Origin of the sequence: Streptomyces sp. NPDC051452 (assembly GCF_044454765.1) — a bacterium.
In the GTDB taxonomy this organism is placed as follows: domain Bacteria; phylum Actinomycetota; class Actinomycetes; order Streptomycetales; family Streptomycetaceae; genus Streptomyces.
The window spans coordinates 1-25,604 of sequence record NZ_JBITEB010000030.1 but is presented as its reverse complement, the minus strand read 5'-3'; the positions used below and the strand labels follow the sequence as shown (position 1 = coordinate 25,604).

Sequence of the window (25,604 nt, the reverse complement as noted above, 5' to 3'; positions counted from 1 at the left end):
GGGGGGCGTGGGGGGGGCGGGCGGGGGGGGGGGGGGGGGGGGGGGGGGGGGGGGGGGCCCCCCCCCCCCCCCCCCCCCCCCACGGCCCCTCCCGGACACCCGCGGCCTCTCCCGGAGCGCGGCTCCGGCCCCGCCCCTGCTCCCGCACCCCGAACGGCTCCCCGCGTCAAGGGGATTGACCGACGCGTCCGCATGCTGGTTGAGTGGCTCATCCACTCAGCCACTGAGTCATCCCCTCTCCCGTCACCGGGACCCAGCCGAGGAGGCATCCGTGGAGGCACTGCCCCGCGAGACGATCGTGGACGTCCTGGAGAACCGGCTGCGCGAGGACATCCTGTCCGGCCGTCATCCGGCGGGCGGCTATCTGCCCCCGGAGCGCCGGCTCGCCGACGGGTACGGCGTCACCCGCACCACCCTCAAGCACGCTTTCGGCCGGCTGGTGCAGGCCGGCCTGCTGGAGACCCGGCACGGCGTCGGCACCCGGGTACGCGACTACACCCGGCTCGGTGGCGCCGACCTGCTGCCGATGCTCGTGCGGCACGACGCGCGATGGGTCCACGAGATCTTCGAGGTACGGCGCTCCGTCGGCGCGCTGATCGCCGAACGCGCCGCGACACGGGGCACCCGGAAGCACCACGCCGAACTGCGGGTACTGCTCGACGGCGTGCTCGACGCCGAGAACGCGGACGACGTGCAGCTGGCCGACGTCGAGGTGCACCGCGCCCTGGCCCGCGCCACCGGCAACCGCGTCTACGTGCTGCTGACCAACACGCTCTTCAACGCCTACCTTCCCGTCCGGTCCGCCCTGCGCGGCCCCTTCACCGATCCGCGGGCCGCCCACCGGCGGCTCGCCCCGGTGGTGGAGGCGGTCACGTCCGGGGACGCCCGCGCGGCCCACGCCGCCGCCGACACCTACCTCCGCGAGACCGAACGGATCATGCTGAAGGGGCTGGGATGAGGGGCACCGCCTTCCGGGAGACCATGCTCGGGACCGTGCGCCTGGTCACCGGGGAGCAGGACAGCGAGGAGCAGGACACCGGGGTCCCGCCCCGCCGGATCCGGCTCGACCTGCGCGCCGAGACCGACCGGGTGCCGCGCCCGCACGGCACCACCCGGGCCCGGCTGACCGGCCGGGTACGGATCACCGGGCTGGCCGACGACCCCGGCGCCACCGGCGAGCTGGAGATATCCCTCCTGGCCCGGCGCCGCATCCGCTACCGGCTGTCGTTCACCGCCGACGGCCGCGCCCTCACCCTGGACGGCTGGAAGTCGCCGACCGCGCGCCATCCGGTGCGCTCCATGACCGTCCTGCCGTTCACCCTGTACGAGGACGGAGCACAGGCCGGGCGGGGCACGCTCCGCTTCCCCCTGGCGAGCGGCCTGCTCCCCTTCCTCCTCGGCTTCCGCTTCCCCGCGCGGCGGGACCCGGCCGCGCACCTCGCACCCCGCTGGGACGGCGGCCCCGGCCGCACCGAGGTCTGGTACACCACCCTGACCGACCCCGCGACCGGCACCGGGATCTGGCTGCACCACGAACTGGTCGCCCCCACCGACGGATCCGCGCCCCGGGCACACGGCTGGGCGGCCTCCTTCCCGCCCGAGGGCAAGGTGCGCCACGTCCGCTTCGGACCCGAACCGTGGAGCGCCCCCGCGCACGGCTTCCAGGCCGACGGCGTCAGCGCCGGACCGGGACGACTGACCGGCCGGGCCGGCGACTTCAGCTGGGACCTCGCCGAACGGCCCTGCTCCGGCCCCCTGTTCACCTTCCCGCGCTGGTCGTGGCGGCATCCCCTGCTGCCCGCGGCACACATGCTCCCGGCCGCCCGGGCCACGTACGACGGCACCTTCGGCGACGGAGAGCGCACCCTCACCCTGCGCGCCGCCCCCGGGGCCTCCGCCCGCGTCAACGGCCGCGGCAACGCCCGCCGCTGGGCGTGGCTGCACGCGGACCTGGGTGACGGCGGCGTCCTGGAGATCGTCGCGGCCGTATCCACGCGCCCCGGGCTGCGCCGGCTGCCGCCCCTGGTCTTCCTGCGCCTGCGCCACCGCGGCCGCACCTGGCCGCGCCGCGCCGAGCGGTCCGCGGTGGGCCTGCTCGGCGTAGGGCGCTTCCGGGCCCGTATCGGCCTGCCCACGTGGACGGTGACCGGCCGTACCCTGCTGCGCCGCATCCGGGTCGAGGTCACCCAGCCCGCCGAGCGCACGCTCGCCCTGGACTACCACGACCCGGACGGCGCCCCGGCCGTCTGCCGCAACAGCGAGACCGCCGACGCGCGGATCCGGGTGGAGCGCTGGTGGGGCCGCTGGCGTACCGAAGCCCACTGGACGCTCGACGGCACCGCGCACGCCGAGGTGGGGGAGCGGTGAGCGCGCACGCGATGGTCACCGCCCTCCTCGCCGGGACCGGTAGCGGGGACGAGGACTGGCTCGCCCGTGTGCCCGGCCGACTCGACACCTTCCTGTCCGGGCTGCCCGGCCCCCTGCGCGCCGGAGTGCGGGCCGCCTTCGGGGCAGTCGACGTCTACGCCGTGGCGCACAGCGGACGCCCCCTGGCCGCCCTCACCCCCGACGAGCGGGAGGCGGTGCTCGGCTCCCTCACGGCACGCCCGGCACTCCTGCCGCTGCTCGACCTGCTCAAGGTCCCCGTCCTGCTCGCCGCCGGCACCGAGCGGACCCCCGTCAGCCCGGCACCCCCCGCTCCGGACGATCCGCCCCTGGACTGCGTACCGGCCGAGCAGTGGCCCGACCGTGCCACGGCCGACGCCGTCGTCGTGGGATCCGGCGCCGGGGGAGCCATGGCGGCCCGCACCCTCGCCCGCGCCGGACTGGACGTCGTGGTGCTGGAGGAGGGCGCGCACCACGGCACGGCCTCCTTCCGCCGCCGCGCCCCGCTGGAGCGCTTCAGCGACCTGTACCGGGACGGCGGGGCCACCGTGGCCCTCGGCAACCCGCCGCTCCTGCTGCCCGTCGGACGAGCCGTCGGCGGGACCACCGTCGTCAACTCCGGCACCTGCTACCGCACTCCCGACCACGTTCTGCGGCGCTGGAGCGAGCGGTACGGCTTCGCTCTCGCCGACGGCCTCGCGGCCCGGCTGGACGAGGTCGAACGCACCCTGCGCGTCGCCACCCAGCCGCTCGACGTGCTCGGCGCCAACGGCCTGCTCGCGCTCGCCGGTGCCGAGCGGCTCGGCTGGCGGGCCGGCCCGCTGCGCCGCAACGCCCCGGGCTGCAAGGGCTCCTGCCAGTGCGTCGTGGGCTGCCCCACGGGCGCCAAGCAGAGCGTGCAGCTGTCCGTCCTGCCCGAGGCGTGCGCCCGGGGAACCCGAATCGTCACCGGCGCACGGGTGACGCGGATCCTCGTCGACCACGAGCGCCCCGGAACACCCCGGGCCGCCGGGGTCAGGGCGCGACGGGCCGACGGCAGCGAGCTGGAGATCCTCGGCCCGCTCGTCGTCACCGCGGCGGGCGCGCTGCAGACCCCGCAGCTGCTGCGCCGCTCGGGCCTGGGCCGACACCCGCGCCTCGGCCGTAACCTCAGCGTGCACCCGGCCACCAGCATGGCCGGCCGCTTCGGGCCGCCGGTCACGTCCTGGACGGGCGTCCTGCAGAGCGCGGCGGTCGAGGAGCTGCACCACCAGGGCATCCTGATCGAGGCGACGGCGAGCCCGCCCGGCATGAGCAGCTTCGTGCTGCCCGGTCTGGGACGCGCCCTGCGCCGGGAACTGGAGGGCGCCGACCGGCTCGCGGTCCTCGGCGCCATGATCGCCGACCGTCCCTCGGGCCGCGTCCTGGGCCGGGGGCGCACCCTCGTCCGCTACGACCTGGACCCCCGCGACGGGCACCGGCTGATGACGGCCGTACGGGCCATGGGGCGGATCCTCTTCGCCGCCGGAGCCGAGGAGGTCCTCACCGGCGTCCCGCGCGCACCCCGCGCCCGCACCCTCGCCGAGCTGGACACGCTGCTCGCCGGTCTCGGCCCGCGCGACCTGCACCTGTCGGCCTTCCACCCGACCGGCACGGCCGCCGCGGGCGGCGACCCGCAACGCGCCCCGGCCGGCCCCGAAGGCCGGCTGCGCGGGGTGCGCGGAGTCCTGATCGCGGACGCCTCCGTGCTGCCCGGATGCCCGGAGGTCAACCCCCAGCTGAGCATCATGGCGGCGGCGCTGGCCATCTGCGAGAGCCACCTCGGCGGGGACCGACGCCGGTTCGCGGGCGCCGGCTGAACCGGCGGTGACGTACGCCCGCGCGGGCTCCCCGGCCGGGGCCGGTCCGCGCGGGCTACCCCGCCCGGGACCGCAGGAGACGGGCGAGCACCGAGGCATGGCTGCGCTCGGGGGACTTGGCGGAGGTGAGCAGCGTCACCGCCCCCTCGGCGGCCACCGTCGCGAGGCGATCGAGGAGGACGACCGCCTCGGGGGCGGCCAGCTCCGCCTCGTAACGCTCGGCGAACTCCTCGAACGAGCCCTCACCCGCGTGATACCACCGGCGCAGCCCGGTCGAGGGCGTGAGCGCCTTGGGCCACTCGTCCACGTGCGCCGCGTCCTTGGCGAGACCGCGCGGCCACAGCCGGTCGACCAGGACCCGCAGGCCGTCGTCGGGCTCCGGCGCCTCGTAGATCCGGCGCACTCGCACACCCACGGACCACGCCCCTTCCCCGGCGCACGGACAACCCGTCCCCCGGCTCCCGCGGGACTCCCGAGAGCCGATCGCGCACGATCCCGCGAGCCTACTGCGACGGACCGGGCCCGGCGGACGGCGACTCGCGTGCGCAGACCTCGGCCGCGGTGATCCGAGCCGAACGTGGTCGACTTGACCTGAACAAGGGGGAATCCACGCCCCCGGCGCCCCTAGTCTGTCGGCCAGCCGAAGATCAGCCACCCCCCCTCTTGGAGCAACCGTGACGCCTCCCAGCCGACAGCCCGCACGCCGCCGGACCGCCGGGCTCCGCCGCGAGGCGGTCCTCGCCACCGTGCCCGTCGCCGTGGCGGCACTCCTCGCCACCGCCGGACCCGCGGCGGCGGGCACCACCGGCGCGGCCGGCGTCGGCGACCCCTACTTCCCGCTCAGCGGCAACGGCGGCTACCACGTCGGCCACTACGACCTGAGCCTGCGGTACGACACCACGAGCCGCCGACTCGACGGCAAGGCCGTCCTCACCGCCCGCGCGAGCCACCGGCTCACCCGCTTCGACCTCGATTTGAACGGCCTGAAGGTCACCTCGGTCACCGTCGACCGCGGCGCGGCCGCCTTCCGCCGCACCGGCCAGGAACTCGTCGTCACCCCCCGCCACGCCCTGCGCGCGGGCCGTGAGTTCCGGGTCGCCGTCGCCTACCACGGCACCCCGAAACCGGTCACCGACCCGGACGGCTCGGCGGACGGCTGGATCCCCACCGACGACGGCGCCTTCGTCGCGGGGGAACCGCAGGGCGCGATGACCTGGTTCCCGGCCAACGGCCACCCCAAGGACAAGTCGACGTACGACTTCACCATCACCGTGCCCAAGGGCCGCACCGCCGTCGCCAACGGCGTGCTGCTCGGCCGGCACACCGCGCACGGGCGCACCACGTTCCGCTGGCGGGAGACCCAGCCCATGGCCGCCTACCTCGCCACCGCGACCGTCGGCGATTTCAAGGTCGAGCGGTACACCACCCGCGACGGCGTCCAGGTCTACAACGCCGTCGACCCGAGGGAGGCCCGGGCCGCCGCGCCGGTGCTGAAGAAGCTGCCCTCCGTCCTCGCCTGGGAGAGCAAGCTGTTCGGTCCGTACCCGTTCCGGGCGGCCGGCGCGATCGTCGACCACGCCCCGGACGTCGGTTACGCGCTGGAGACGCAGACCCGCCCCGTGTACGACTCCGCGCCCGACACCGGCACGCTCGTCCACGAGAGCGCCCACCAGTGGTTCGGCGACTCCGTCTCGCTGACCGCCTGGAAGGACATCTGGCTCAACGAGGGCTTCGCCACCTACGCCGAGTGGCTGTACGCCGAACAGCACGGCGGCGACAGCGCCCAGAAGACCTTCGACGCCCTCTACGCCCGCCCGGCGGGCGACGAGCTGTGGGCCTACCCGGCGGGCGACCCGGGCAACGGCGAGAACATCTTCGGCACGCCCGTCTACGCCCGCGGCGCCATGACCCTGCACGAGCTGCGCCGGGCCGTCGGCGACCGCGACTTCTTCCGGATCCTGCGCGCCTGGGCCACCGGGCACCGGGGTGGACACGGGACGACCGCCGAGTTCGTGCGGCTGGCCGAACGGCAGTCGGGCAAGCGGCTGGACGGCCTGTTCCACACCTGGCTGTACACGAAGGGCAAGCCGGACAAGGTCTGAACCTGACCGGTTCCAAACAACTGTCGGCCAGGGTCGACACATGATCAGACGCAGAACCGTGGTCGCCCTCCTCGCCTCCCCGCCGCCGCTCACCGGCTGCGGCGGCGCAGGCGCGGCGGCCGGACGCCGGGCGGCGCCCACGGCCGCCGCCCGCCCGGCGCCCGGGCCCGCGCCCGCCTCCGGGACGGCGGCCGAGCGGGCGCCACAGGGCACCCGGGGCGGCAGGGGCGCACAGGGCCTACCCCGTATACCCGGCCTCGGACCGAAGCGGGCGGCGGCGATACCGGAGCGCTGCCGCCAGGCCGTCGTCGTCACCGGCCGGGGGAAGAACTCCCCGCTCTCCACGGTCGTCCTGTGTGCGGATGCGGCAGGCTCTGGGGAACCTGGTCTCCAACGCCCTGCGGCACACCCCCGCCGGCGACACCGTCACGCTCACCGCCCGCCGGGGCCCCGACGACGTCGTCCTCACCGTCGCCGACACCGGCTCGGGCATCGCGCCCGGGGATCTGCCGCACGTCTTCGACCGGTTCTGGCGGGCGGAGAAGTCCCGCAGCCGCCGCAGCGGAGGCAGCGGCCTCGGGCTGCCGATCGTCCGTCATCTGGTCGCCGCCCACGGCGGTACGGCCGAGGCCACCGGCGAACCGGGAGCGGGCGCGGTGTTCGTCCTGCGGCTGCCGCCCGGCCGGCCGCCGTGCGAGGAGACCTGAGGGCCGGGCGGCGGCGGGCCCGGAGCCGGTAGTCGTCGCGTACGGCCGGGTCACCCGGAGCGGGGGCGGGAGCGGGCCCGGCGCCGCAGCGCACGGCGCTCCAACTCGGTGGTGCCGCCCCAGACACCGATGCTCTGGCCCGTCTCCAGCGCCCAGTCGAGGCACTGTTCCCGGACCGGGCAGTGCCCGCACACCGCCTTCGCCTGCTGCGCCTGCACCTGGGCGGGCCCGGTGGTGCCGATCGGGAAGAAGAGATCGGGGTCCTCATGACGGCACTCGGCATGCTCGCGCCAGTTCTCCATCGAAGTCTCCTGGAATCGGTTCGACGTCGTGCGTCCTGTCACATCGTTCTCGGCTTCGGGTGACCGACGAGGGCGGTGTGAAACGGCACAGCCGTCACCGGTTCGGCCGATGTCCACGATTCGGACACCTGACACACAGTCAGGCGAGGCGAAGCGGGCCCGAGCTACGGGGGGAGCGAGCGCCGGTGGCCGGCGGGCGCGGCGCCGAGGCCGAAGGGCCGCGGTCACCATGCCGGCGTTGGGCGCCACGCTCGTCGCCGGACCCCGGGACAACCCGTTCGAGGTGCGCGGCGGTTCCTGCGATAGTTAGGTTCGCGAAGCGAAAAGATGTAATGAGCAACATATAACGAGCGACCAGGACACCCGTGGACACGAGCGAGAGCAGCAACACCGAGACCGGCACCGGCGTACCGGCGGTGGAGGACCCGCCGCGGCGCGGCTGGCGCCGCTGGGCGATGGACACCCGCCCGCTGCGCATCCCCGCCTACCGGCGGCTGTGGTCGTCGACGATCGTCACGTCCGTGGGCAGTCAGCTCACGGCCGTCGCCGTACCCAAGCAGATCTACGACATCACGCACTCGTCGGCCTGGGTCGGCTACGCCAGCCTCGCCGGACTGGTGCCCATGGTGGCGTTCGCGCTGTGGGGCGGGGCGGTGGCGGACACCGTGGACCGCCGCAGGCTGCTGCTGGTCACCAACACCGGGATCGCGGTGACCTCGCTGCTGTTCTGGGCGCAGGCCGTCACCGGTCTCGGCTCGGTCGTCGTCCTGATGGCCCTGCTCGCCGTGCAGCAGGCGTTCTTCGGCCTCAACTCCCCGGCCCGCACCGCCTCCATCGCGCGCCTGGTCCCCGCCGAGCAGCTGCCCGCGGCCAACGCCCTCGGCTCCACGGTGATGCAGACCGGGCTGGTGATCGGCCCGCTGCTCGCCGGGGTGCTCATCCCGGTGATCGGGCTGCCCGAGCTGTATCTCGTCGACGCCGTGGCGCTGTGCGCGACCGTGTGGGCCGTCTTCCGGCTGCCCGCGCTGCCACCGCTCGGCGGCGTCGGGACCCGCCGGGCCGGGCTGCGCGAGATCTCCGCCGGATTCCGCTACATAGCCCGGCACAAGGTGCTGCTGTTGTCCTTCCTGGCCGACATCGTGGCCATGGTGTTCGGCATGCCCCGCGCGCTCTTCCCGCAGCTCGCCGCGGAGACGTACCACGCGTGGGGCGAGGGGCTCGCGCTCGGCGTGCTGTTCGCCGGCATCCCCGTCGGCGCGGTGCTCGGCGGCGTGTTCTCCGGTGTGTTCTCCCGGGCCCGCCGGCATGGCTGGATGGTCATCGGAGCGGTCGTCGGCTGGGGCGCCGCCGTCGTCGGGTTCGCACTGAGCGGCAACCTGTGGGTGGCGCTGGTCTTCCTCGCCGCTGCCGGTGTCGCGGACATGGTCTCGATGGTGTTCCGGGGCGCGATCCTGCTGTCCGCCGCGACCGACGAGATGCGGGGGCGGATGCAGGGGGTGTTCACGGTCGTCGTCGCGGGCGGTCCGCGCCTGGCCGACGTGCTGCACGGCACCGCCGGCTCGGTCTTCGGCCCGAGGGCCGCCGTGGCGGGCGGCGGCGCCCTGGTCATCGTGGTGATGCTGGCCCTGGCCTGCGCGGTCCCGGCTCTGCGCCGGTACCGGATCTGACGGGCGCCGCCCCGGCAGGCCCCGGAAGGTGCCGTGCCGGGACGGCTACCCCTAGATCGGGCCGCCGCGTCGCCGGGTCGCGTACTGGTCCATCAGCTTGCCGCGGGTCGTCTCCAGGCGGCTGGCGAGGATCTCGGCCACCGTCCGGACCAGGGAGAGGCCGAGCAGCGGGTCCTCCACGCACAGCGCGAGCACCGAGGGTCCGTCGAACTCGTAGGCGCGCACATTGCTGAAGGCCACCGCTCCGAAGTCCCACCGGTAGGGCGGGAACAGCCAGGACCAGCCGAGCAGGTCGCCCGCGCCCAGACTGGCCACGGTCACCCGCTGCCGGGTGGTGACCTGCTGGTCCAGGTGGACCGCGCCCGAGCGGATCACCCAGAACCGGTCGGCCGTGCCGCCCGCCTCGAAGATGCGGGTGTCCTCCGGGAAGGAGGTCTCCTTGGCCAGCTCCATCAGGCGCTCGCGCTGCGCCTGGGGGAGGGCGGTGAGCAGTTTGATCGCTTTGGTCATGGCGCGGGGCTCCTCGCCGGCGGCGGGTTCGGATGCTGTGCTCAAGCCCATTTCAGCCGCTGCCGACGCCCCGGGCACCTCGAAGGGCGCGGGTCCCCCTCTCCGGCCGGTTGCGGAGACAGGAAAAAGCCCTGGCTGGACGGGGGAGACCAGCCAGGGCCGCATAGGGGTGACGCCGGGAGTGGGGGCGCGCGGTCGAAGTCCGCACGGCCCCGGTCAACTCCGGGCATCACGTATGAATGAACGATAAACCATCTGGCGCGTTTTCGCGTAATCGGATGCTAGTCAGGTGCCCCCTTGCGTCGCCGTCGCCGTCACCGGCGGGCCGCCCGGCCGGACGATCTCCTCCAGCACGCACAGCACCGCCTCGTACGCCCGCGCTCGGTCCGCCGCCTCCCGCGCGCCGTCCGGATCCGTCGCCGTCAGGCTCTGCGCCCGCTCGCGCCAGGCCCGCTCCTCATCGGCCGCGCGCTGCCGGCCCCGCTGGATCCGCCGCAACAATTCGTCCGCGTCCACGACATCGCTCATGACATCCGGGTACCCGGCAGACACGCGGTGATGGCACCGGCGCCCCGTGTTCGCCCCCGGCGTTTGGGGGCGCCTCCGGCGGGTCAGCCGGACCGGGGACGACCCGGTCGAACCAGGACCAGCCGAGGGAGGAACGGATGCGCGACGAGCCCCGGACCAGCTCCTCCGCACTGCGGGAGCCGTACCGCCCACTACCCGGCCGGCCGGCCGACGCCCGCAGAGCGGTCCAGCGCAAGGTCACCGAGCGGTGCGGGGCACGCGCCCTCGCCTGCGGCCCCGACGCCATGGCGGACGCCTTGCTGGTCGCCTCGGAACTGGCCACCAACGCCGTGCTGCACGGCGGCGGGATCACCGGATTCGACGTCGACGTGGACTCCGGCGGCGTCCGGGTGTCCGTCAGCGACGGCAGCGACGACGTGCCGGTGGCCGCCGCGCCCGTGGACGAACGCGACCGCTTCCTGCCCGGCGGACGCGGCTGGCCCCTGGTATGCCGGCTGGCCCGGGACGTCCGGGTGGCGGAGCTGCCCCGCGGCGGAAAGCGGATCACGGCCGTCGTGCCGCTCGGCTGAGGCGGTCCACGACGTCTGCGCCGAGGCGGTTCCCTCACATCCCGGACCGAAGCGGTTTGTGAAGTTCCGTCCGGCGGCGTTTGCCATCAGGGGGCGGGGGCAGACGGAATCTCGTGCTTCGGACCGGAGGCGCGCGGCCGACGGGGAACAGAACCGCTGCCTGGGCCCCCCACCGGGCGGGACCGGGTGGTTCACCCGCGGCTGACCCTGACACCACCGTTCGGGCCAGGACCCGGAGATCCGGTTCCCACCGTGCCCTGAAACCACGTTCAGGAGCGATTCCGCATGCTGACCGACATGTCGACAAGCCGTCCCGGCACGCCCGCGACGCCCGCCGCCGCGGCGACCGCCCGGCGCACCCACGACGACACCCCCGAGACCGCCGAACTGTTCTCCCGGCTCACGGAACTCGAGGACGGTCCCGAGCGGGACGCCGCACGCGACGAACTCGTCAGCGCCTGGCTGCCCATGGCCCACCGGATCGCCGGCCGCTTCCGCGACCGCGGCGAGTCCGTCGAGGATCTGCGCCAGGTGGCCGCGCTCGGGCTGGTGAAGGCCATCGACCGGTTCGACCCCTCGCGAGGGGCGTTCGAGAGTTACGCCGTCCCGACCATCACCGGAGAGGTCAAGCGCCACTTCCGCGACCGGATGTGGGCCCTGCGGGTGCCGCGCCGGGTGCAGGAGCTGCGCAACCGGGTGCGGGTGGCCCGCCGGGAACTGACCCAGAACCCCGGCAGCCCCGAGCCCACCGTGGCCGCCGTCGCCGAGCACACCGGGCTCAGCGAGGAGGAGGTGTCCGCCGGCCTGGAGGCACTGGAGAGTTTCAGCACCCTCTCCCTGGACGCCGAACTCTCCACCCAGGACGACGGCTACAGCCTCGCCGACACCCTCGGCTCGGCGGACGCCTCCTTCGACGTCGTCGTCGACCGCGAGGCCGCCAAGGACGGACTGCGCCGGCTGCCCGAGCGGGAACGGGCGATCCTGTACATGCGCTTCTTCGAGGACATGACGCAGAGCCGGATCGCCGACCAGCTCGGCATCTCCCAGATGCACGTCTCGCGGCTCATCAGCCGCAGCTGCGCCCGCGTCCGCGCCGAGGCGATGGGCCGCCGCCCGGACGGGTGCGTATGAGACATGCGCGCTCCCGGCATCACTTCTGCTTCGGCTGTACCGCCGCCGTGCCGGCCCCCAGCGGGCGCGCCAGACCCGATACCGCCTCGTCCAGACGCTGCAGATGGCGCAGCACCCGGTCGGTCACCCGCCCGTAGCGCGGGGTACGCAGAGTTCCCGGCTCCAGCATCGAGGCGATGCTGGGGCCGGTCTCGATCTCGGACCGCGACCGCGGATCGCGGACGTGCGCGGCGATCGCCTCGATGTTGTGCAGGATCCGCCCGCACGCCCCGCGCAGCCGGGGATCCGCCGCGATCGCCGGGTGCGTCGGCAGCAGCTCCGCCGTGGCGGCCAGCGAACGCGCGTGATACGCGCAGGTCTCCAGCAGCGCCACCACATACCGGGCGGTGTCCCGGCGGGAGCGCAGCGGAGTGATCGGATGGGTCAGCGGCTGGGTGGCCGCGCGCAGGTCGGCCAGCGCCTGGTCCAGCTCGCGCGCCCGCTCCACCAGTCCGGCACCCGACCCGCCGCTCAACTGCTCCACCGCGGCGCGGGTGACGTCGGCGAGCCGCTCCAGCACCTCGACCAGCAGCTCGTTCGTGCGCCGGTCGGTGTTGATCGGCAGCACCAGCGCCGCCGCGATCACCCCGCAGGCCGCGCCCAGCGCCGTCTCCTCCACCCGCAGCACCAGCACCGCCGCCGTGTAGGTGTTCAGCAGCGTGTACAGCAGCCCCAGCATCGCCGTGACGAAGAACGACATCAGCGTGTACGACAGCGGCGCCGTGTAGAACATCGCGAACACGAACAGCAGCACCAGCCCGAACGCCGTCCACGTGTGGTGCCCGACCAGCCCGGCGAGCCCGATGCCGGCCACCACGCCGAGGACCGTGCCCACCAGCCGCCGGTAGCCCTTCACCAGGATCTCGCCGGTGGAGGCGGTGTTGATGAAAACGATCCAGCAGGTCAGCACCGCCCAGTACCAGCGCTGGCTGGACAGCAGCTCGCCGCCGGCGATGGCCAGCGAGGAGCCGACGGCCACCTGCACAGCCGCCCGGGTGGTGGGCCGCTTCAGGCCGGTCGGCCCCACCTCCTCGCGCTCGCTCTCCTCGCTGACCTCGATCGCGACGTCCTCGGCGTCCAGCTCCTCCCGGGAGCGGGCCGTCGCCGGGCTGTCGTCGGACTCGTCCTGCGGCCCCTCCAGCGCGGTGCGCAGCCCGAGGACGGCCCTGGCCGTCTCGCCCAGGCCACGGAAGACGTCCTGCGCGGCCGGGGAGGCGTCCGGCAGGTTCTCCTCCTCCCGGTAGCCCAGCAGCCGGTTGCGCACCTGCGCCAGAGCCGTCCCCGACGCCTCACCGAGCGGCCGCTGCACCAGCAGCCGCAGCGCCTCCAGATCGCGGCGCAGTACGGCGCTCGCCTCGTCCCGCACCGGCAGCCGGCCGCCCGACGGCAGGGCGGCACCCGGCAGGTGCAGGGTGAGGGTGTCGGTCCGTTCGGCGCTGCGCGCGGTGAGCAGCAGCAGCCCCAGCCGCTCGGCGGCTATCTCGGCGTCCGCGATGCGGCGCTGCAACTGCCGTGCCGTCGCCTCGTCGGAGGTGCCGTCCTCCAGCCGGCCCTGGATCATCAGCGCCGTCTCGTGCAGCCGGGCGGTGCGGGTGCGCAGGTCCTCCAGGACCTTGTCCACCTCGCCCGGACCGGCGTCCAGCAGGTCGATCTGACTGGCGATCAACTGCCCCAGCCGGGCCCGGAAGGCCCGCCGCAGCCGGTCCAGCGTGCCGGCCGGGGTCTCGGGCAACAGCACGAAACGCACGAGGGCGCTGCAGCCGAACGCCACGCCGATCACGCCGTACAGGGCGGCCAGTGTGGACGTGGTCGCGTGCACGAACAGGGAGAGGAAGTAGACCTGGAAGCCGATCAGGCCGAGTGCCGTCCCGCGGTCGCCGAACCGGCGCCCGTAGACGGCACAGAAGATGAGGGCGACGAAGAACAGGTCGCCCCCCACGATTTGTTGGTTCAGCAGGGCGCCGAGGGATACCGAGGCGAGCGCCACGACCAGACCCAGCGCGAGGGTGACGGCCTGCGCCGAACGCTGCTTCTCCCGGATGGCGAAGGTCGACACCATCGCCGCGATGGCGCCGGCGACCAGCTGGGGCACCGGGACCCGCAGCAGCCCCAGCACCGCCAGCGTCAGGGCGATGGCCGCGACCGTCCGCAGCCCCGCGGTGAGTCTGAGCAGACCCGGATCGGACGCGGCGAGCCGGTCCCATATGCGTGCCCAACCCGACCGAACCGCTTGCCTCACGCCGCCGCGCTCTCTCTCCCGTACCGAAAATCGATCTTTGACCCAGCATCGCACGAGGACGCGGTCACCGGCTCCGGGCCGGGGCCCCGGGCGCGGGGAAGGCCGCCGATCCGTGCACCCGGATCGGCGGCCTCCCGGTGGTCCACCCCGTGTCAGCCCGTCACGGGGCGGTCGCCGGCCTTGCCCTCGACCAGCTCGCGCACCTGGTCCGGCGTCAGATACGAGTCGGTGTACTCGAAGTCCTTCAGCCGCGCGGGCTTGCGGGCCTGGAAGCCGGTGCGCACGAAATCGTCACCCGCGACCGCGTTCAGCAGCCAGTTGGTCATCACCCGGGTCTTGGCCACGTTGGTGCGCAGCGCCGACCAGTGGTAGCCGCGCGCCACCGCCTGCGCCGGCAGCCCGCGCAGCTCGATGCCCAGCGGCTTGGACACCGCGTCCTTGCCGCCGAGGTCGACGACCAGGCCGAGGTCCTTGTGCACATACGGTTGCATCGTTTGGCCCCGCAGGGTCGCGATGACGTTGTCGGCGACCTTCGTGCCCTGGCGCATGGCGTGCTGGGCGGTGGGCGGGCAGATCGCGCCCGGCTGCTCCTTGGCCTCGTCGGGCACGGCGGCCGCGTCCCCGAGCGCGAACACCCCGTCGTGGCCCGGCAGGCACATCTCCGCGGTGACCGCCAGCCGCCCGCGCACCGTCTCCGCGCCCAGCGTGGCGATCAGGGGGCTGGCGACCACGCCCGCCGTCCAGATCAGGGTGTGCGTCGGCACCACCCGGCCGTCGGTGAAGGTGACCTCCTCCGCCCCGGCCTTGGCGATGGACACGCCCAGCGAGACGTCGATGCCGCGCCGCTTGAGGATCTCCTGCGCGCTGCGGCCGAGCTTGTCGCCCAGTTCCGGCATGAGCTTGGGCGCGATGTCGATCAGGTGCCACTTGATCAGGCCCGGGTCCAGACGCGGGTAGCGCCGCACGGCCGCGTGCGTCAGACGCTGCAGACAGGCCGCCGTCTCGGTGCCGGCGTACCCACCGCCGACCACCACGAACTGCAGCCGCGCCGCCCGCTCGGCCGGGTCGTCGCTGGCGTCGGCGAGGTCGAGCTGGGAGATGACGTGGTCGCGGATGTAGGCGGCCTCGGCGAGCGTCTTCATCCCGAAGGCGTAGTCGGTCAGTCCCGGGATGTCGAAGGTGCGGGTGACGCTGCCCGGCGCCAGCACGATGTAGTCGTAGGGCTCGTTGACGATCTTGTCGGTGATGGTGCGCACCACGCACACCTTGGCCTTCACGTCCACCCCGATAGCGCCGCCCGGGATGATCCGGGTGCGGTACTTCTTGCTGCGGCGCAGGGAAATGGCGATCGACTGCGGCGTGAGCACGCCGGAGGCGACCTGGGGCAGCAGCGGAAGGTAGAGCTGGTAGGCGAACGGCGTCACCAGGGTGACGTCGGCTTCGTCGGGGGCGAGTTTCCGCTCCAGGCGGCGGACGCACTCGACTCCGGCGAAGCCTGCGCCAACCACCAGGATCCTGGGTCGTGTCACGGTGTTCATCCCTTTCTGCGGCTCCAGGCGGTCCGACCGGACGCCGTTCGCCTGCCCCGGATCGCTGCGCACCAGATCCGATCCCACCGCTACCCGAGCCGTTCCGCGAGCCGGGTGCGGCAGCCAGACGAACGCGTGGGCACTCACATGCCCCCACTCCCGGTGGAGTAACCGGATGCCGCGCAGATATACGTGGCACCCGCGCGGGAGCCGGCCCCCGCGCCTGGTGTCACCCGCACGGCGTCACCAGGGCAGGAACACATGGATGTCCTTGCCCCGGTCGTGCACGACGACGCTGACCTGGCTGCACAGTGTGTGCACCAGGTGCCAGCCGATCCCGCCACCGCCCGTGCGGGGGTGGAAGGGACGGGGCTCGGGCTTGGTCGTGTTCGTGTCGCGCATCGTCACGTGCACCCCGTCGAAGGTGCGGCGCATCCGCAGCGCGAACGGCCCCGGCGCGTACTGGATCACGTTCGCGGCCAGCTCGGTCACGACCAGCAGGATGTCGTCCCAGTACTCGTGCGCGTCCGGTGGCGCCTGCCTGGCCAGGGCGCACAGGAAGTCCTCCGCGGCCAGCCGCGCCTCCGTGACGTTGCGCAGTTCACCCGCGAAGGAGAACGTACGCTCGTACTTCTCCTCCGAGGGTGGTGTGTCGTCCCAACGCGGCTCCGTCGCCATCTCGCATTCCCCGGTCCCGGCCGGAGGAGGGGCCTTACGGCCTCTCCGACCAGGACGGTCGTCGTTGCTGATCTCTCTGCCAGTGGCGGGTTCCCCCAGTCGCGCAGGCTATCCGCCCCACACCCGCGCAGGTCCACGTGGGCGCGCCCCTCAGCGGAACACATCGTCCGGCTCGTCCCAGTCCACCGGCTCCCGCGGCCCCCGCGGGGGCCGGGAACGCGCCTCGTACATCGCCTCGATCTCCGCGGCGTAATGCCGCACGATCGCGTCACGACGCAGCTTCAGAGAGGGGGTGAGCAGTCCGTTGTCCGCTGCGAACGGTTCCGGCAGCACACGGTAGACCCGGATCGACTCCGCACGGGACACGGCGCTGTTGGCCGACGCCACGGCCCGGGACAGCTCCTCGCGCAGCGCGTTGTCCTCGCGGCTCTCGCGGGCCTTCGGGTCGCCCGGCAGTGCGAGGGCGGCCCGCCAGTGGGCGAGGAACTCCGGGTCCAGGGTGATCAAGGCGCCCACGCACGGCCGGTCGTCCCCGATCACCACCGCCTGATGCACCAGGGGATGCATACGCAGCCGCTGCTCCAGCGGGGCCGGCGCCACGCTCCTGCCGCCGTTGGTGACGATGATGTCCTTCTTGCGCCCGGTGATCGTCAGATAGCCCTCGGAGTCCAGCCGCCCGATGTCCCCGGTGGACAGCCAGCCGCCGCGCAGCGCGGCCCGGCTCGCCGCCTCGTCGCCGACGTACCCCTGGAACACCGACGGTCCGCGCAGCAGGATCTCCCCGTCGTCGGCCACCTGGACCTCGGTGCCCGGCAGCGGCCGGCCCACGGTCCCGGACTTCTCCCGGCCGAGCGGCTGCATGGTGATCCCGCCGGAGCACTCGGTGAGTCCGTACCCGTCGTGGAGATAGACGCCGATGCCCTCGAAGAAGAGGGACAGCTCCCGGTTCAGCGAGGAACCGCCCGACGTGCCGCGCAGGGCACGTCCGCCGAGCGTGGCGCGCAGCCTGCGGTACACCGTCCGCTCGTACAGCGCGTGCTGGACCCTCAGCTCGAACCCGGGGCCCGTTCCGCCGCCCAGCCGGCGCCGCTCCTCGGCCGCGGCGAAGTCCCGCGCCGTCTGCGCGGCCCGCTCGAACAGGGCACCCCGGCCCGCCTGTTCGGCGGCGCGCAGGAAATTCTTGTACAGCTTCTCGAACACCGACGGCACCCCGTACAGATACGTCGGCCGGAAGCTGGTCAGCGCGGATGCCAGCGCGTCCCCGGACGGCTCCGGCTCGTGCGCCATCAGGACACCGCCGCGCACACACATCAGCATGATCATCAGGCCGTAGACGTGGGAGAACGGCAAAAAGGCCAGAACCCGGGGCTGTTCGCCCGGCGCCGCCGCCGTGTGGGCCCAGCCGGCCAGCATCGTGTCGCAGGGGTAGGCGAGTCCGCGGTGGCTGAGCGCGCACCCGAGGGGGCGGCCCGTGGTGCCGGAGGTGTAGACGACCGCCGCCGTGGCGTCCGGCAGCACGATCCGGCGCAGCGACTCCACGGTGGTGTACGGCACCGACGCGCCCCGTCGGACGAGTTCACGCACCGCGCCCCCGTCGAGCTGCCACACGTGCCGCAGCCGGGGCAGCCTGTCGCACACGGTGCCGACGGTCATGATGCCCTGCTCGTCCTCCACGGCCACGGCCACACAGCCGGCGTCCCGCAGGATCCACTCGACCTGGTCGCGCGAGGAGTTCGGATGGATCGGCACCACCTCGGCGGCCACGGCCCACAGCGCGTGGCTGAACACGGTCCACTCGTAGCGGGTACGGGCCATCAGGGCCACCCGGTTGCCGGGCGAGATCCCGGCGGCGATCAGCCCCTTGGCCAGGTCCACCACCTGCGCGCACACCTCTCCGGCCGTCACCTCCTCCCATCCGGCGGCGGTGTCCGTGCGGCGCGCGAGGAGCGGCAGGGCCGGATCCCGGTCCGCGGTCGTGAAGAGGCTGTCGGCGAGGCCGCCGCTGAGCGGCGGGGCGACGACCGGAGCGAGGGCGGTGTCCCGCATACGCTGCTCCCGTGGTGTACGGAGGGTCACGCCGCCGAACGGCTCGGTATCGGCGGTGCTCGAATGTAGCCCAGGCGAGCGCGTCGGGTGCCGGGAACGCGGAAGTCGTGATCGGCGGGTGACGCGGGCGCATCCGGGGGACTCGGGGGGCATGAGCTATGTGAACCCCGATCCGGAACCCGAGCGCACCACCGGCCTCGAACCGGGCGGCGGTGTCCCGCCCGGTGAGACCCCACCCGCCGAGAGCAGCATGCCCGAGGCGGGGCCGCGGGAGACCGCGACCAAGGGCTGGGCCAAGGCGCCGCTGACGCTGATCCTCGTCCTCGTCGCCCTGGTCGCCGCGTTCTTCCTGGTGTACGCCCTGGTACTGATCCTCTGACCGGCCCGCTCAGCCCTGGGTGAGCCGCAGACAGGCGGTGACGACGTCCCGCAGGCTGTCCGTGCGCTCCAGCAGTCGGCGCTGCTCGCGCGCGCCGTTGCCCGTGCGCAGCAGGTCGGTCACACCGCGCTCCGCGCGGTCCGCGTCACCGCTGTCGGCGAGCGCGTGCGCGGTGTACTCCAGCAGCGAGCGCAGCACCCGCTCGGCGGGTGCCGGGCGCAGGGTCGCCGGGTCGAGCAGCTCCCCCTCCAGCCCGAACCGGGCCGCCTGCCAGTCGCCAAGCCGGAGCAGGCTCACGCTGTGACCGGGCGCCGGCCGGCCCGCCCGCCAGTCCCGCGCGGCCGTCTCCACCAGGGCGCGGCAGAGCGTCGCGATCAACGCGGCGGTGTCCGCGCGCAGACACACGTCCGCCACCCGGATCTCCACCGTCGGATAGCTGGCGGACAGCCGTGCGTCGAAGTAGGTCATCCCCTCGTCCAGGATGGCGCCGGTGGCGACCATCTCGGCCACCGTACGGTGGTACCGCTCGGCGGACCCGAACGTTTCCGTCGGGCCGGCCGAGGGCCAGCGGTTCCACACCCGGCTGCGGTAGCTGGCGTACCCGGTGTCCTGGCCCTGCCAGAACGGCGAGTTCGCACTGATCGCGCGCAGCACCGCCAGCCACGGACGGATCCGGTCGAGGACCGCGACGCCCTCCTCGTCCGACTCCACCGACACATGGACATGGCAGCCGCACACCAGCTGCTCCCAGGTCGGGACGCCGTACCGCTCGGCCAGCCACCGGTAGCGGTCATTCACGCTGAGGGAGGGGCTGACCGGCAGGGGCGAGGAGGCCAGCGCGGCGACCGCGCACCCGATCTCCCCGGCGTGCCGGGCCGCCTCCTTGCGGATGCGCACGATCTCATCGCCGAGGTCGGCCATGTCCGACTGCGGATGCGTGGCGAACTCCAGCATCTGCCCGAACAGTTCCTTCTCGAAGACGTCCTGGCCGGGATCGTCCAGGGCGGCCCGGGCCAGCACGGCCGCCGCCAGCGCCTTCGGATCTCCGCTGTCCGGATCGACCAGAAGGAGTTCTTCCTCCACTCCGACGGTGCGCACCTGTTCGCCGCCCTTCCCTGTTCCGTGCCACGAGGGGCAGTCCGGGTCCGTTACGACCTCGACTGCCCCTCGTACGGCCGCCGACACCTGCGGGCGTCAGCGCCGTGGTGTCAGCCAGAGCGTGGCGAGCGGCGGGAGCGTGAGCCTCAGGCACCCGTCCGCCGGGATGAGGGGCCCCGCGGCGGTGACACCGCTGCCGCCGTAGCGGACGTCGTCGGTGTTCAGCTCCTCCTGCCAGGCGGGCACCCCCTCGGGCACCCACAGCCGGTAGTCGTCGCGGACGACGGGGGAGAAGTTCGACACCGCCAGCAGCGGGGACCCTTCGCGGTCGAAGCGCAGGAACGCGAAGACGTTGTCGTCGGCCGCGTCGCACAGCACCCACCGGAAGCCGCCGGGATCGGTGTCCCGCTGCCACAGCGCGGGCGTCGCCCGGTAGCGGCCATTCAGGTCCCGTACGAGCTGCTGGACACCCCGGTGGTCGCCCGCCGAGTGGTAGTCGTCGTCCAGCAGCCACCACTCCGGGCCGTGCGCCTCGGACCACTCCGCGCCCTGGGCGAACTCCTGCCCCATGAACAGCAGTTGCTTGCCGGGATGGGCCCACATGAAGCCGAGGTAGGCCCGGTGGGTGGCGCGCCGCTGCCACCAGTCGCCCGGCATCTTCGACACCAGTGCCTGCTTGCCGTGCACGACCTCGTCGTGGGAGATGGGCAGCAGGTAGTTCTCGCTGTACGCGTACACCATCGAGAACGTCATCTCGTTGTGGTGGTACTTGCGGTGCACCGGCTCCTTCTGCACGTACTCCAGCGAGTCGTGCATCCAGCCCATGTTCCACTTCAGCCCGAAGCCGAGGCCGCCGCCGTCCGTCGGCCGGGTCACCCCGTCCCACGCGGTGGACTCCTCGGCGATGGTCACCACGCCGGGGCAGCGCCGGTAGACGGTGGCGTTCATCTCCTGGAGGAAGGCGACCGCGTTCAGGTCCTCCCGGCCGCCGAAGACGTTCGGCTCCCACTGGCCGGAGTCCCGCGAGTAGTCCAGGTAGAGCATGGAGGCGACGGCGTCCACGCGCAGCCCGTCGATATGGAACTCCTCGCACCAGTACACGGCGTTGGCGACGAGGAAGTTGCGCACCTCGGTCCGCCCGTAGTCGAACTCGTAGGTGCCCCAGTCCGGGTGCTCGGCGCGCCGCCAGTCCCCGGGCTCGTACAGCGGTTCCCCGTCGAACCGGGCCAGCGCCCAGTCGTCCTTCGGGAAGTGCGCCGGCACCCAGTCCATGATCACGCCGATGCCGGCCCGGTGCAGCGCGTCCACCAGGTACTTGAAGTCGTCCGGGGAGCCCAGCCGTGGCGTGGGGGCGTAGTAGGAGGTGACCTGGTAGCCCCAGGAACCGCTGAACGGATGCCCTGCGACCGGCATCAGCTCCACGTGCGTGAAGCCCATCTCCGCGACGTACCCGGGCAGCTGCTCCGCCAGCTGACGGTAGTTCAGTCCCGGTCGCCACGAGGGCAGATGCACCTCGTAGACGGAGAACGGCGCCTCGTGCACGGCAGTCGCGCCGCGCCGGGCCATCCACGCCGCGTCGCCCCACTCGTACCGCGAGACCGCCACCACGGACGCCGTGTCCGGCGGCACCTCGGTGCGCCGCGCCATCGGGTCGGCCTTGAGGAACCGGTGGCCGTGGCGGGAGGTGATCTCGAACTTGTACCGGGCGCCCTCGCCGATCCCGGGCAGGAACAGCTCCCAGACGCCGGACGCGCCGAGCGAGCGCATCGGGTACTGCGTTCCGTCCCAGTAGGTGAACTCGCCCGCCACCCGCACCCCTTGGGCGTTCGGCGCCCACACGGTGAACCGGGTGCCGGCCACACCCTGATGCGTCATCGGCTCGGCACCGAGGGCCTGCCACAGCTGCTCGTGCCGGCCCTCCCGGACGAGGTGCAGGTCCAGCTCGCCGAGCGCGGGCAGGAAGCGGTACGGGTCGTGAACCTCCTGCTCGACGTCGTCGTAGGCCACCAGCAGCGTGTAGGGCGGGATCTCCGGGAAGGGCAGGACGGCCGCGAAGAGACCGCCGCCCTGCGAGCGCAGTGGATGGCGCGTGCCCCCGGCCACGACACTCACCGCACGGGCGTTCGGGCGCAGCGCCCGGAACAGCGTGCCGCCCGGGACGGGGTGGGCGCCCAGCAGGGCGTGCGGGTCGTGGTGCGTGCCGCCGAGCAGGCGGTCGCGGTCAGCGGGCTCCAGCGCCACGGCCGTGTCCGCGGCCTGGGCCGGCGGGGGTCCGGCGGCCTCGGGACGAGTGGTGTCACGCAGTGCCATGACGTCAGCCTCCCCAGACGGCGAGTCGTTTGATCGCCGCCATCGGAACCGGCAGCCAGTCGGGTCGGTGTCTCGCTTCGTACAGCACCTCGTAGACCGCCCTGTCCGTCTCGTGCGCGCGCAGCAGCGCGTGCTTCTTGCGTGGGTCCCAGCCCGCGCGGGCCGCGTAGCCCGCGCAGAAAGCCTCCCGGCAGCGGCGCGCCCACTCGGGTCGCCAGGGGCGACGCTGCCGGGCCGCGTAGTCGAAGGAGCGCAGCATCCCGGCCACGTCCCGCACCGGGGAGTGCGGGGCCCGCCGCTCGGCGAGCGGGCGGGACGGCTCGCCCTCGAAATCGATGACGAACCAGTCCCGGCCGGCCCGCAGCACCTGCCCGAGGTGCAGGTCGCCGTGGATGCGCTGGGCGGGTGGCCCGGTGTCGCACGTGGCGAGCGCCCCGAACGCGGCCCGCAGACCGGGCACGTAGGGCCGCAGTCCGGGGACGGCGTGCGCGGCAGCGTCCAGCCGTGCGCACATCGCGTCGGCGGTCCGGCCGTTCTCGCCCGGGTCGGCGGGCGGGAAGGACTCGGCCAGCGCCAGGTGCACCTCCGCCATGGCCCGGCCCAGCTCGCGGGCCTCCGCGGTGAAGTCGTCGCCGGCGGCGAGCGCCCGCAGCGCCAGCGTCCAGCCGTCGGTGGCGTCCGGCAGGAACGGCTGCAGTACACCGAGCGTGGCGGGTTGCGGCGCGGTCGTGCCGAACCAGGCCACCGGCGCGGGCACCCGGGTGCAGCCCCGCGCGGCCAGCGCGGCCGACACCTCCAGGTCCGGGTTGACGCCCGGCTGGATGCGTCGGAACAGCTTCAGGATGTACGCGTCGCCGTACACGATCGAGGAGTTGGACTGCTCGGCGTCCAGCAGCCGTGGCGGCAGCCCCCCGGGCAGGTGGGCGGCCGGGTCCGCCTCGAAGCGCAGCGGGCCCGCGGAGCCCGGCTGCCGCAGCCGCTCCAGCAGCAGATGGGCAGAGCGCGGGTCGTGCAGCGCGTCGTAGACCGCGAGTCCGGCGAGCGGACCCTCGGCGGCACGCCCGATGAACGCCCGTTCGAGCCGGGGCGCCGGATGTGCGCGCAGGCCCAGCAGCAGCTGGTAGCAGTCCCCGGGCGGGGGGGTGCCGCCGGGTGTGGGCACCGGCGCGTGCGAGGCGTGCACCAGCAGATGCAGACACCCCGGGAACAGCTCCGTCATGGACAGCACCGACAGATCGGTGACGGGCCGGTCCTTGCCCGCGAACCAGCGTTGCCTCGGCAACCACTCGCGCAACAGCGTGCCGAGCGAGAGCAGCGGGCTGTCGGGCCCGGCGGCGGTTCTCGGTCGGAGAGTGATGGTCTTCGGCATGGTGACGCGTCCTTTCCTCGGCGCCGGGCGTTCAGCGGCGGCGGCCGATGCGGGATGCGACTCGGGTGAGCCGGAACCAGTAGAAGCCGTGACCCTGCAGGGTGAGCAGGTAGGGCAGTTCGCCGATGGCGGGGAAGCGCACCCCGCCGATCAGCTCGACCGGGTGCCGTCCGTCGTAGGCCCGCAGGTCGAGTTCGGTGGGCTGCGCGAAGCGGGAGAAGTTGTTCACACACAGCACCAGGTCGTCGCCGTACTCGCGCAGGAAGGCGATCACCGCCGGGTTGGAGGAGGGCAGTTCGGTGTAGGTGCCCAGTCCGAAGGCGGGGTTCTGCTTGCGGATCTCGATCATGCGGCGCGTCCAGTGCAGCAGGCTGGACGGCGAGGACATGGAGGCTTCCACGTTGGTGACCTGGTAGCCGTGGACCGGGTCCATGATCGTGGGCAGGAAGAGCCGTCCCGGGTCGCACGTCGAGAAGCCGGCGTTGCGGTCGGGGGTCCACTGCATGGGGGTGCGGACGGCGTCGCGGTCGCCGAGCCAGATGTTGTCGCCCATGCCGATCTCGTCGCCGTAGTAGAGGATCGGTGAGCCGGGCAGGGACAGCAGCAGGGCGGTGAACAGCTCGATCTGGTTGCGGTCGTTGTCGAGCAGGGGGGCGAGCCGGCGGCGGATGCCGATGTTGGCGCGCATCCGTGGGTCCTTGGCGTACTCGGCCCACATGTAGTCGCGTTCCTCGTCGGTGACCATCTCCAGGGTCAGCTCGTCGTGGTTGCGCAGGAAGATGCCCCACTGGCAGCCGGAGGGGATCGCGGGGGTCTTGGCGAGGATCTCGGAGACCGGGTAGCGCGATTCGCGCCGTACGGCCATGAAGATGCGTGGCATGACGGGGAAGTGGAACGCCATGTGGCACTCGTCGCCGCCGGAGGTGTAGTCGCCGAAGTAGTCGACGACGTCCTCGGGCCACTGGTTGGCCTCCGCCAGCAGCACGGTGTCGGGATACATCGTGTCGATCTCGCGGCGCACCCGCCTGAGGAACTCGTGGGTGGCGGGCAGGTTCTCGCAGTTGGTGCCCTCCTCCGCGAAGAGGTAGGGGACCGCGTCGAGCCGGTAGCCGTCGATGCCGAGGTCCAGCCAGAACTTCAGCGCCGCCAGGATCTCCTCCTGCACGGCCGGGTTCTCGTAGTTGAGGTCCGGCTGGTGCGAGAAGAAGCGGTGGAAGTAGTACTGGCCGCGCACGGGGTCGAAGGTCCAGTTGGACGACTCGGTGTCGACGAAGATGATCCGCGCGTCCTCGTACCGCTTGTCGTCGTCGGCCCACATGTAGTAATCGCCGTACGGACCGTCGGGGTTCGTGCGGGACTCCTGGAACCACGGGTGCTGGTCGCTGGTGTGGTTCATGACGAAGTCGATGATCACGCGCATGCCGCGCTGGTGGGCGGCGTCGACGAACTCCACGAAGTCGGCGAGGTCGCCGAACTCGGGCAGTACGGCGGTGTAGTCGGCGACGTCGTAACCGCCGTCACGCAGCGGTGACTTGAAGAACGGCGGCAGCCAGAGGCAGTCGACGCCGAGCCACTGCAGGTAGTCCAGTTTGGCGGTCAGGCCCTTCAGGTCGCCGACGCCGTCTCCGTTGCTGTCCTGGAAGGAGCGGACGAGGACCTCGTAGAAGACGGCTCGCTTGAACCAATCGGGATCCCGGTCCTTGGCGGGTGTGTCCTCGAAGGTGTCAGGGACGGGTTCGTTGACGGTCATGAGGCTGCGGGCCCTCCGATCTGGGGCGTCGATCGCCCGACGTGGAGCACGTGCGCCGGCGTCCTGCCGGGCGTCAGACGCACGTAGTTGGTCCTGCCCCAGTGGTACGTCTCGCCCGTCAGTTCGTCGTGCGCGGACAGGGCGGCGTGCCGGTCCAGGCCGAGTTGCGGCATGTCCAACGAGACCGTGGCCTCCTGGGTGTGGTGCGGGTCGAGGTTCACGACCACGATGACCGTGTCCGTCCCCGTGCTCTTGCTGTAGGCGAGCACGGCGTCGTTGTCGGTCTGATGGAAGCGGAGGTTGCGCAGGCGCTGTAGCGCGGGGTGGCGGCGCCGGATGTCGTTCAGTGTGGTGATCAGGGGTGCGATGGTGCGTCCCTCGCGGGCGGCGGCTTCCCAGTCGCGTGGTGTGAGCTGGTATTTCTCCGA

At 73.0% G+C, this 25,604-nt stretch carries 21 protein-coding genes and 1 pseudogene; 9 read left to right on the top strand and 13 right to left on the bottom strand.

Translation table 11 applies throughout. From position 1 onward, the window contains the following. Positions 1-271 precede the first annotated feature (271 nt). The 3 genes from ACIBA9_RS37555 to ACIBA9_RS37545 are packed head-to-tail and all read left to right on the top strand — an operon-like array spanning position 272 to position 4,223. A complete protein-coding gene (locus tag ACIBA9_RS37555) occupies positions 272-958 on the top strand; it encodes a FadR/GntR family transcriptional regulator (RefSeq protein WP_399370174.1) in 687 nt (228 codons plus the stop codon). Continuing rightward, a complete protein-coding gene (locus ACIBA9_RS37550; RefSeq protein ID WP_399370172.1) occupies positions 955-2,367 on the top strand; it encodes a hypothetical protein in 1,413 nt (470 codons plus the stop codon). Before ACIBA9_RS37555 ends, ACIBA9_RS37550 begins: the two co-directional genes overlap by 4 nt. After that, a complete protein-coding gene (locus ACIBA9_RS37545; protein ID WP_399370170.1) occupies positions 2,364-4,223 on the top strand; it encodes a GMC family oxidoreductase N-terminal domain-containing protein in 1,860 nt (619 codons plus the stop codon). Before ACIBA9_RS37550 ends, ACIBA9_RS37545 begins: the two co-directional genes overlap by 4 nt. A 55-nt stretch (positions 4,224-4,278) precedes the next feature. On the opposite strand, the gene ACIBA9_RS37540 is transcribed toward ACIBA9_RS37545, so the two are convergent. Then, entirely contained in the window at positions 4,279-4,638 is a 360-nt protein-coding gene (locus ACIBA9_RS37540) for a DUF488 family protein (RefSeq protein WP_362158885.1), read from the bottom strand. Between the two features lie 259 nt (positions 4,639-4,897). On the opposite strand from ACIBA9_RS37540, the gene ACIBA9_RS37535 reads away from it, so the two are divergent. After that, on the top strand, positions 4,898-6,325 hold the full coding sequence (locus tag ACIBA9_RS37535; protein ID WP_399370168.1) for a M1 family metallopeptidase: 1,428 nt from the start codon (positions 4,898-4,900) through the stop codon (positions 6,323-6,325). A gap of 356 nt (positions 6,326-6,681) precedes the next feature. Beyond that, positions 6,682-7,032 (top strand): annotated as a pseudogene (locus ACIBA9_RS37530) (sensor histidine kinase); the annotation flags it as partial. A gap of 50 nt (positions 7,033-7,082) precedes the next feature. Here the strand turns inward: ACIBA9_RS37530 and ACIBA9_RS37525 are convergent. Then, positions 7,083-7,334 (bottom strand): WhiB family transcriptional regulator, encoded by a 252-nt coding sequence (locus tag ACIBA9_RS37525; protein ID WP_393901210.1) that lies wholly within the window; start codon positions 7,332-7,334, stop codon positions 7,083-7,085. A 365-nt stretch (positions 7,335-7,699) separates the two neighbouring features. Between ACIBA9_RS37525 and ACIBA9_RS37520 the strand changes: the two genes are divergently transcribed. After that, positions 7,700-9,001: an MFS transporter gene (locus ACIBA9_RS37520; RefSeq protein ID WP_399370165.1), complete on the top strand. Its 1,302-nt coding sequence runs from the start codon at positions 7,700-7,702 to the stop codon at positions 8,999-9,001. Between the two features lie 51 nt (positions 9,002-9,052). On the opposite strand, the gene ACIBA9_RS37515 is transcribed toward ACIBA9_RS37520, so the two are convergent. Together ACIBA9_RS37515 and ACIBA9_RS37510 are read right to left on the bottom strand one after the other, a co-directional pair. Beyond that, positions 9,053-9,511 carry a cyclic nucleotide-binding domain-containing protein gene (locus ACIBA9_RS37515; protein WP_399370163.1) on the bottom strand — a complete coding sequence of 153 codons (459 nt, stop codon included), beginning with the start codon at positions 9,509-9,511 and terminating at the stop codon, positions 9,053-9,055. A gap of 285 nt (positions 9,512-9,796) precedes the next feature. Further along, a complete protein-coding gene (locus ACIBA9_RS37510; protein WP_399370161.1) occupies positions 9,797-10,039 on the bottom strand; it encodes a hypothetical protein in 243 nt (80 codons plus the stop codon). 137 nt (positions 10,040-10,176) lie between these two features. Between ACIBA9_RS37510 and ACIBA9_RS37505 the strand changes: the two genes are divergently transcribed. Both ACIBA9_RS37505 and ACIBA9_RS37500 read left to right on the top strand, forming a co-directional pair. Beyond that, positions 10,177-10,608: an ATP-binding protein gene (locus ACIBA9_RS37505; RefSeq protein WP_399370160.1), complete on the top strand. Its 432-nt coding sequence runs from the start codon at positions 10,177-10,179 to the stop codon at positions 10,606-10,608. Between the two features lie 285 nt (positions 10,609-10,893). Further along, a complete protein-coding gene (locus ACIBA9_RS37500; RefSeq protein WP_399370158.1) occupies positions 10,894-11,739 on the top strand; it encodes a SigB/SigF/SigG family RNA polymerase sigma factor in 846 nt (281 codons plus the stop codon). Between the two features lie 19 nt (positions 11,740-11,758). Here ACIBA9_RS37500 and ACIBA9_RS37495 read toward each other — a convergent pair whose 3' ends face one another. The 4 genes from ACIBA9_RS37495 to ACIBA9_RS37480 form a co-directional block, all read right to left on the bottom strand. Next, a complete protein-coding gene (locus ACIBA9_RS37495; protein WP_399370156.1) occupies positions 11,759-14,017 on the bottom strand; it encodes an FUSC family protein in 2,259 nt (752 codons plus the stop codon). 152 nt (positions 14,018-14,169) lie between these two features. Next, the gene (locus ACIBA9_RS37490; RefSeq protein ID WP_399370154.1) at positions 14,170-15,555 is read right to left on the bottom strand and encodes an NAD(P)/FAD-dependent oxidoreductase; all 1,386 of its coding nucleotides are present in this window, start codon (positions 15,553-15,555) and stop codon (positions 14,170-14,172) included. A 234-nt stretch (positions 15,556-15,789) separates the two neighbouring features. Then, on the bottom strand, positions 15,790-16,224 hold the full coding sequence (locus ACIBA9_RS37485; protein WP_399370152.1) for an ATP-binding protein: 435 nt from the start codon (positions 16,222-16,224) through the stop codon (positions 15,790-15,792). Positions 16,225-16,374: 150 nt separating this feature from the next. Next, on the bottom strand, positions 16,375-18,270 hold the full coding sequence (locus tag ACIBA9_RS37480) for an AMP-dependent synthetase/ligase (RefSeq protein ID WP_399370150.1): 1,896 nt from the start codon (positions 18,268-18,270) through the stop codon (positions 16,375-16,377). Between the two features lie 151 nt (positions 18,271-18,421). Here ACIBA9_RS37480 and ACIBA9_RS37475 point away from each other — a divergent pair, with 151 nt between their 5' ends. After that, positions 18,422-18,649, top strand: a complete 228-nt coding sequence (locus tag ACIBA9_RS37475) for a DUF6480 family protein (RefSeq protein WP_399370148.1) — start codon at positions 18,422-18,424, stop codon at positions 18,647-18,649. 9 nt (positions 18,650-18,658) lie between these two features. Here ACIBA9_RS37475 and ACIBA9_RS37470 read toward each other — a convergent pair whose 3' ends face one another. The 5 genes from ACIBA9_RS37470 to ACIBA9_RS37450 form a co-directional block, all read right to left on the bottom strand. Then, entirely contained in the window at positions 18,659-19,747 is a 1,089-nt protein-coding gene (locus ACIBA9_RS37470; RefSeq protein ID WP_399370146.1) for a glutamate--cysteine ligase, read from the bottom strand. A gap of 96 nt (positions 19,748-19,843) precedes the next feature. Continuing rightward, on the bottom strand, positions 19,844-22,057 hold the full coding sequence (glgB, locus tag ACIBA9_RS37465; RefSeq protein ID WP_399370144.1) for a 1,4-alpha-glucan branching enzyme: 2,214 nt from the start codon (positions 22,055-22,057) through the stop codon (positions 19,844-19,846). Between the two features lie 4 nt (positions 22,058-22,061). After that, a complete protein-coding gene (locus ACIBA9_RS37460; RefSeq protein ID WP_393901217.1) occupies positions 22,062-23,426 on the bottom strand; it encodes a maltokinase in 1,365 nt (454 codons plus the stop codon). Between the two features lie 31 nt (positions 23,427-23,457). Beyond that, positions 23,458-25,176, bottom strand: coding sequence for a maltose alpha-D-glucosyltransferase (gene treS / locus ACIBA9_RS37455; protein WP_399370140.1), 1,719 nt, complete (start codon positions 25,174-25,176; stop codon positions 23,458-23,460). Continuing rightward, on the bottom strand, positions 25,173-25,604 hold a 432-nt coding region (locus ACIBA9_RS37450; RefSeq protein WP_399370138.1), incomplete at its 5' end, for an alpha-glucosidase C-terminal domain-containing protein. The genes ACIBA9_RS37450 and treS, both read right to left, overlap by 4 nt.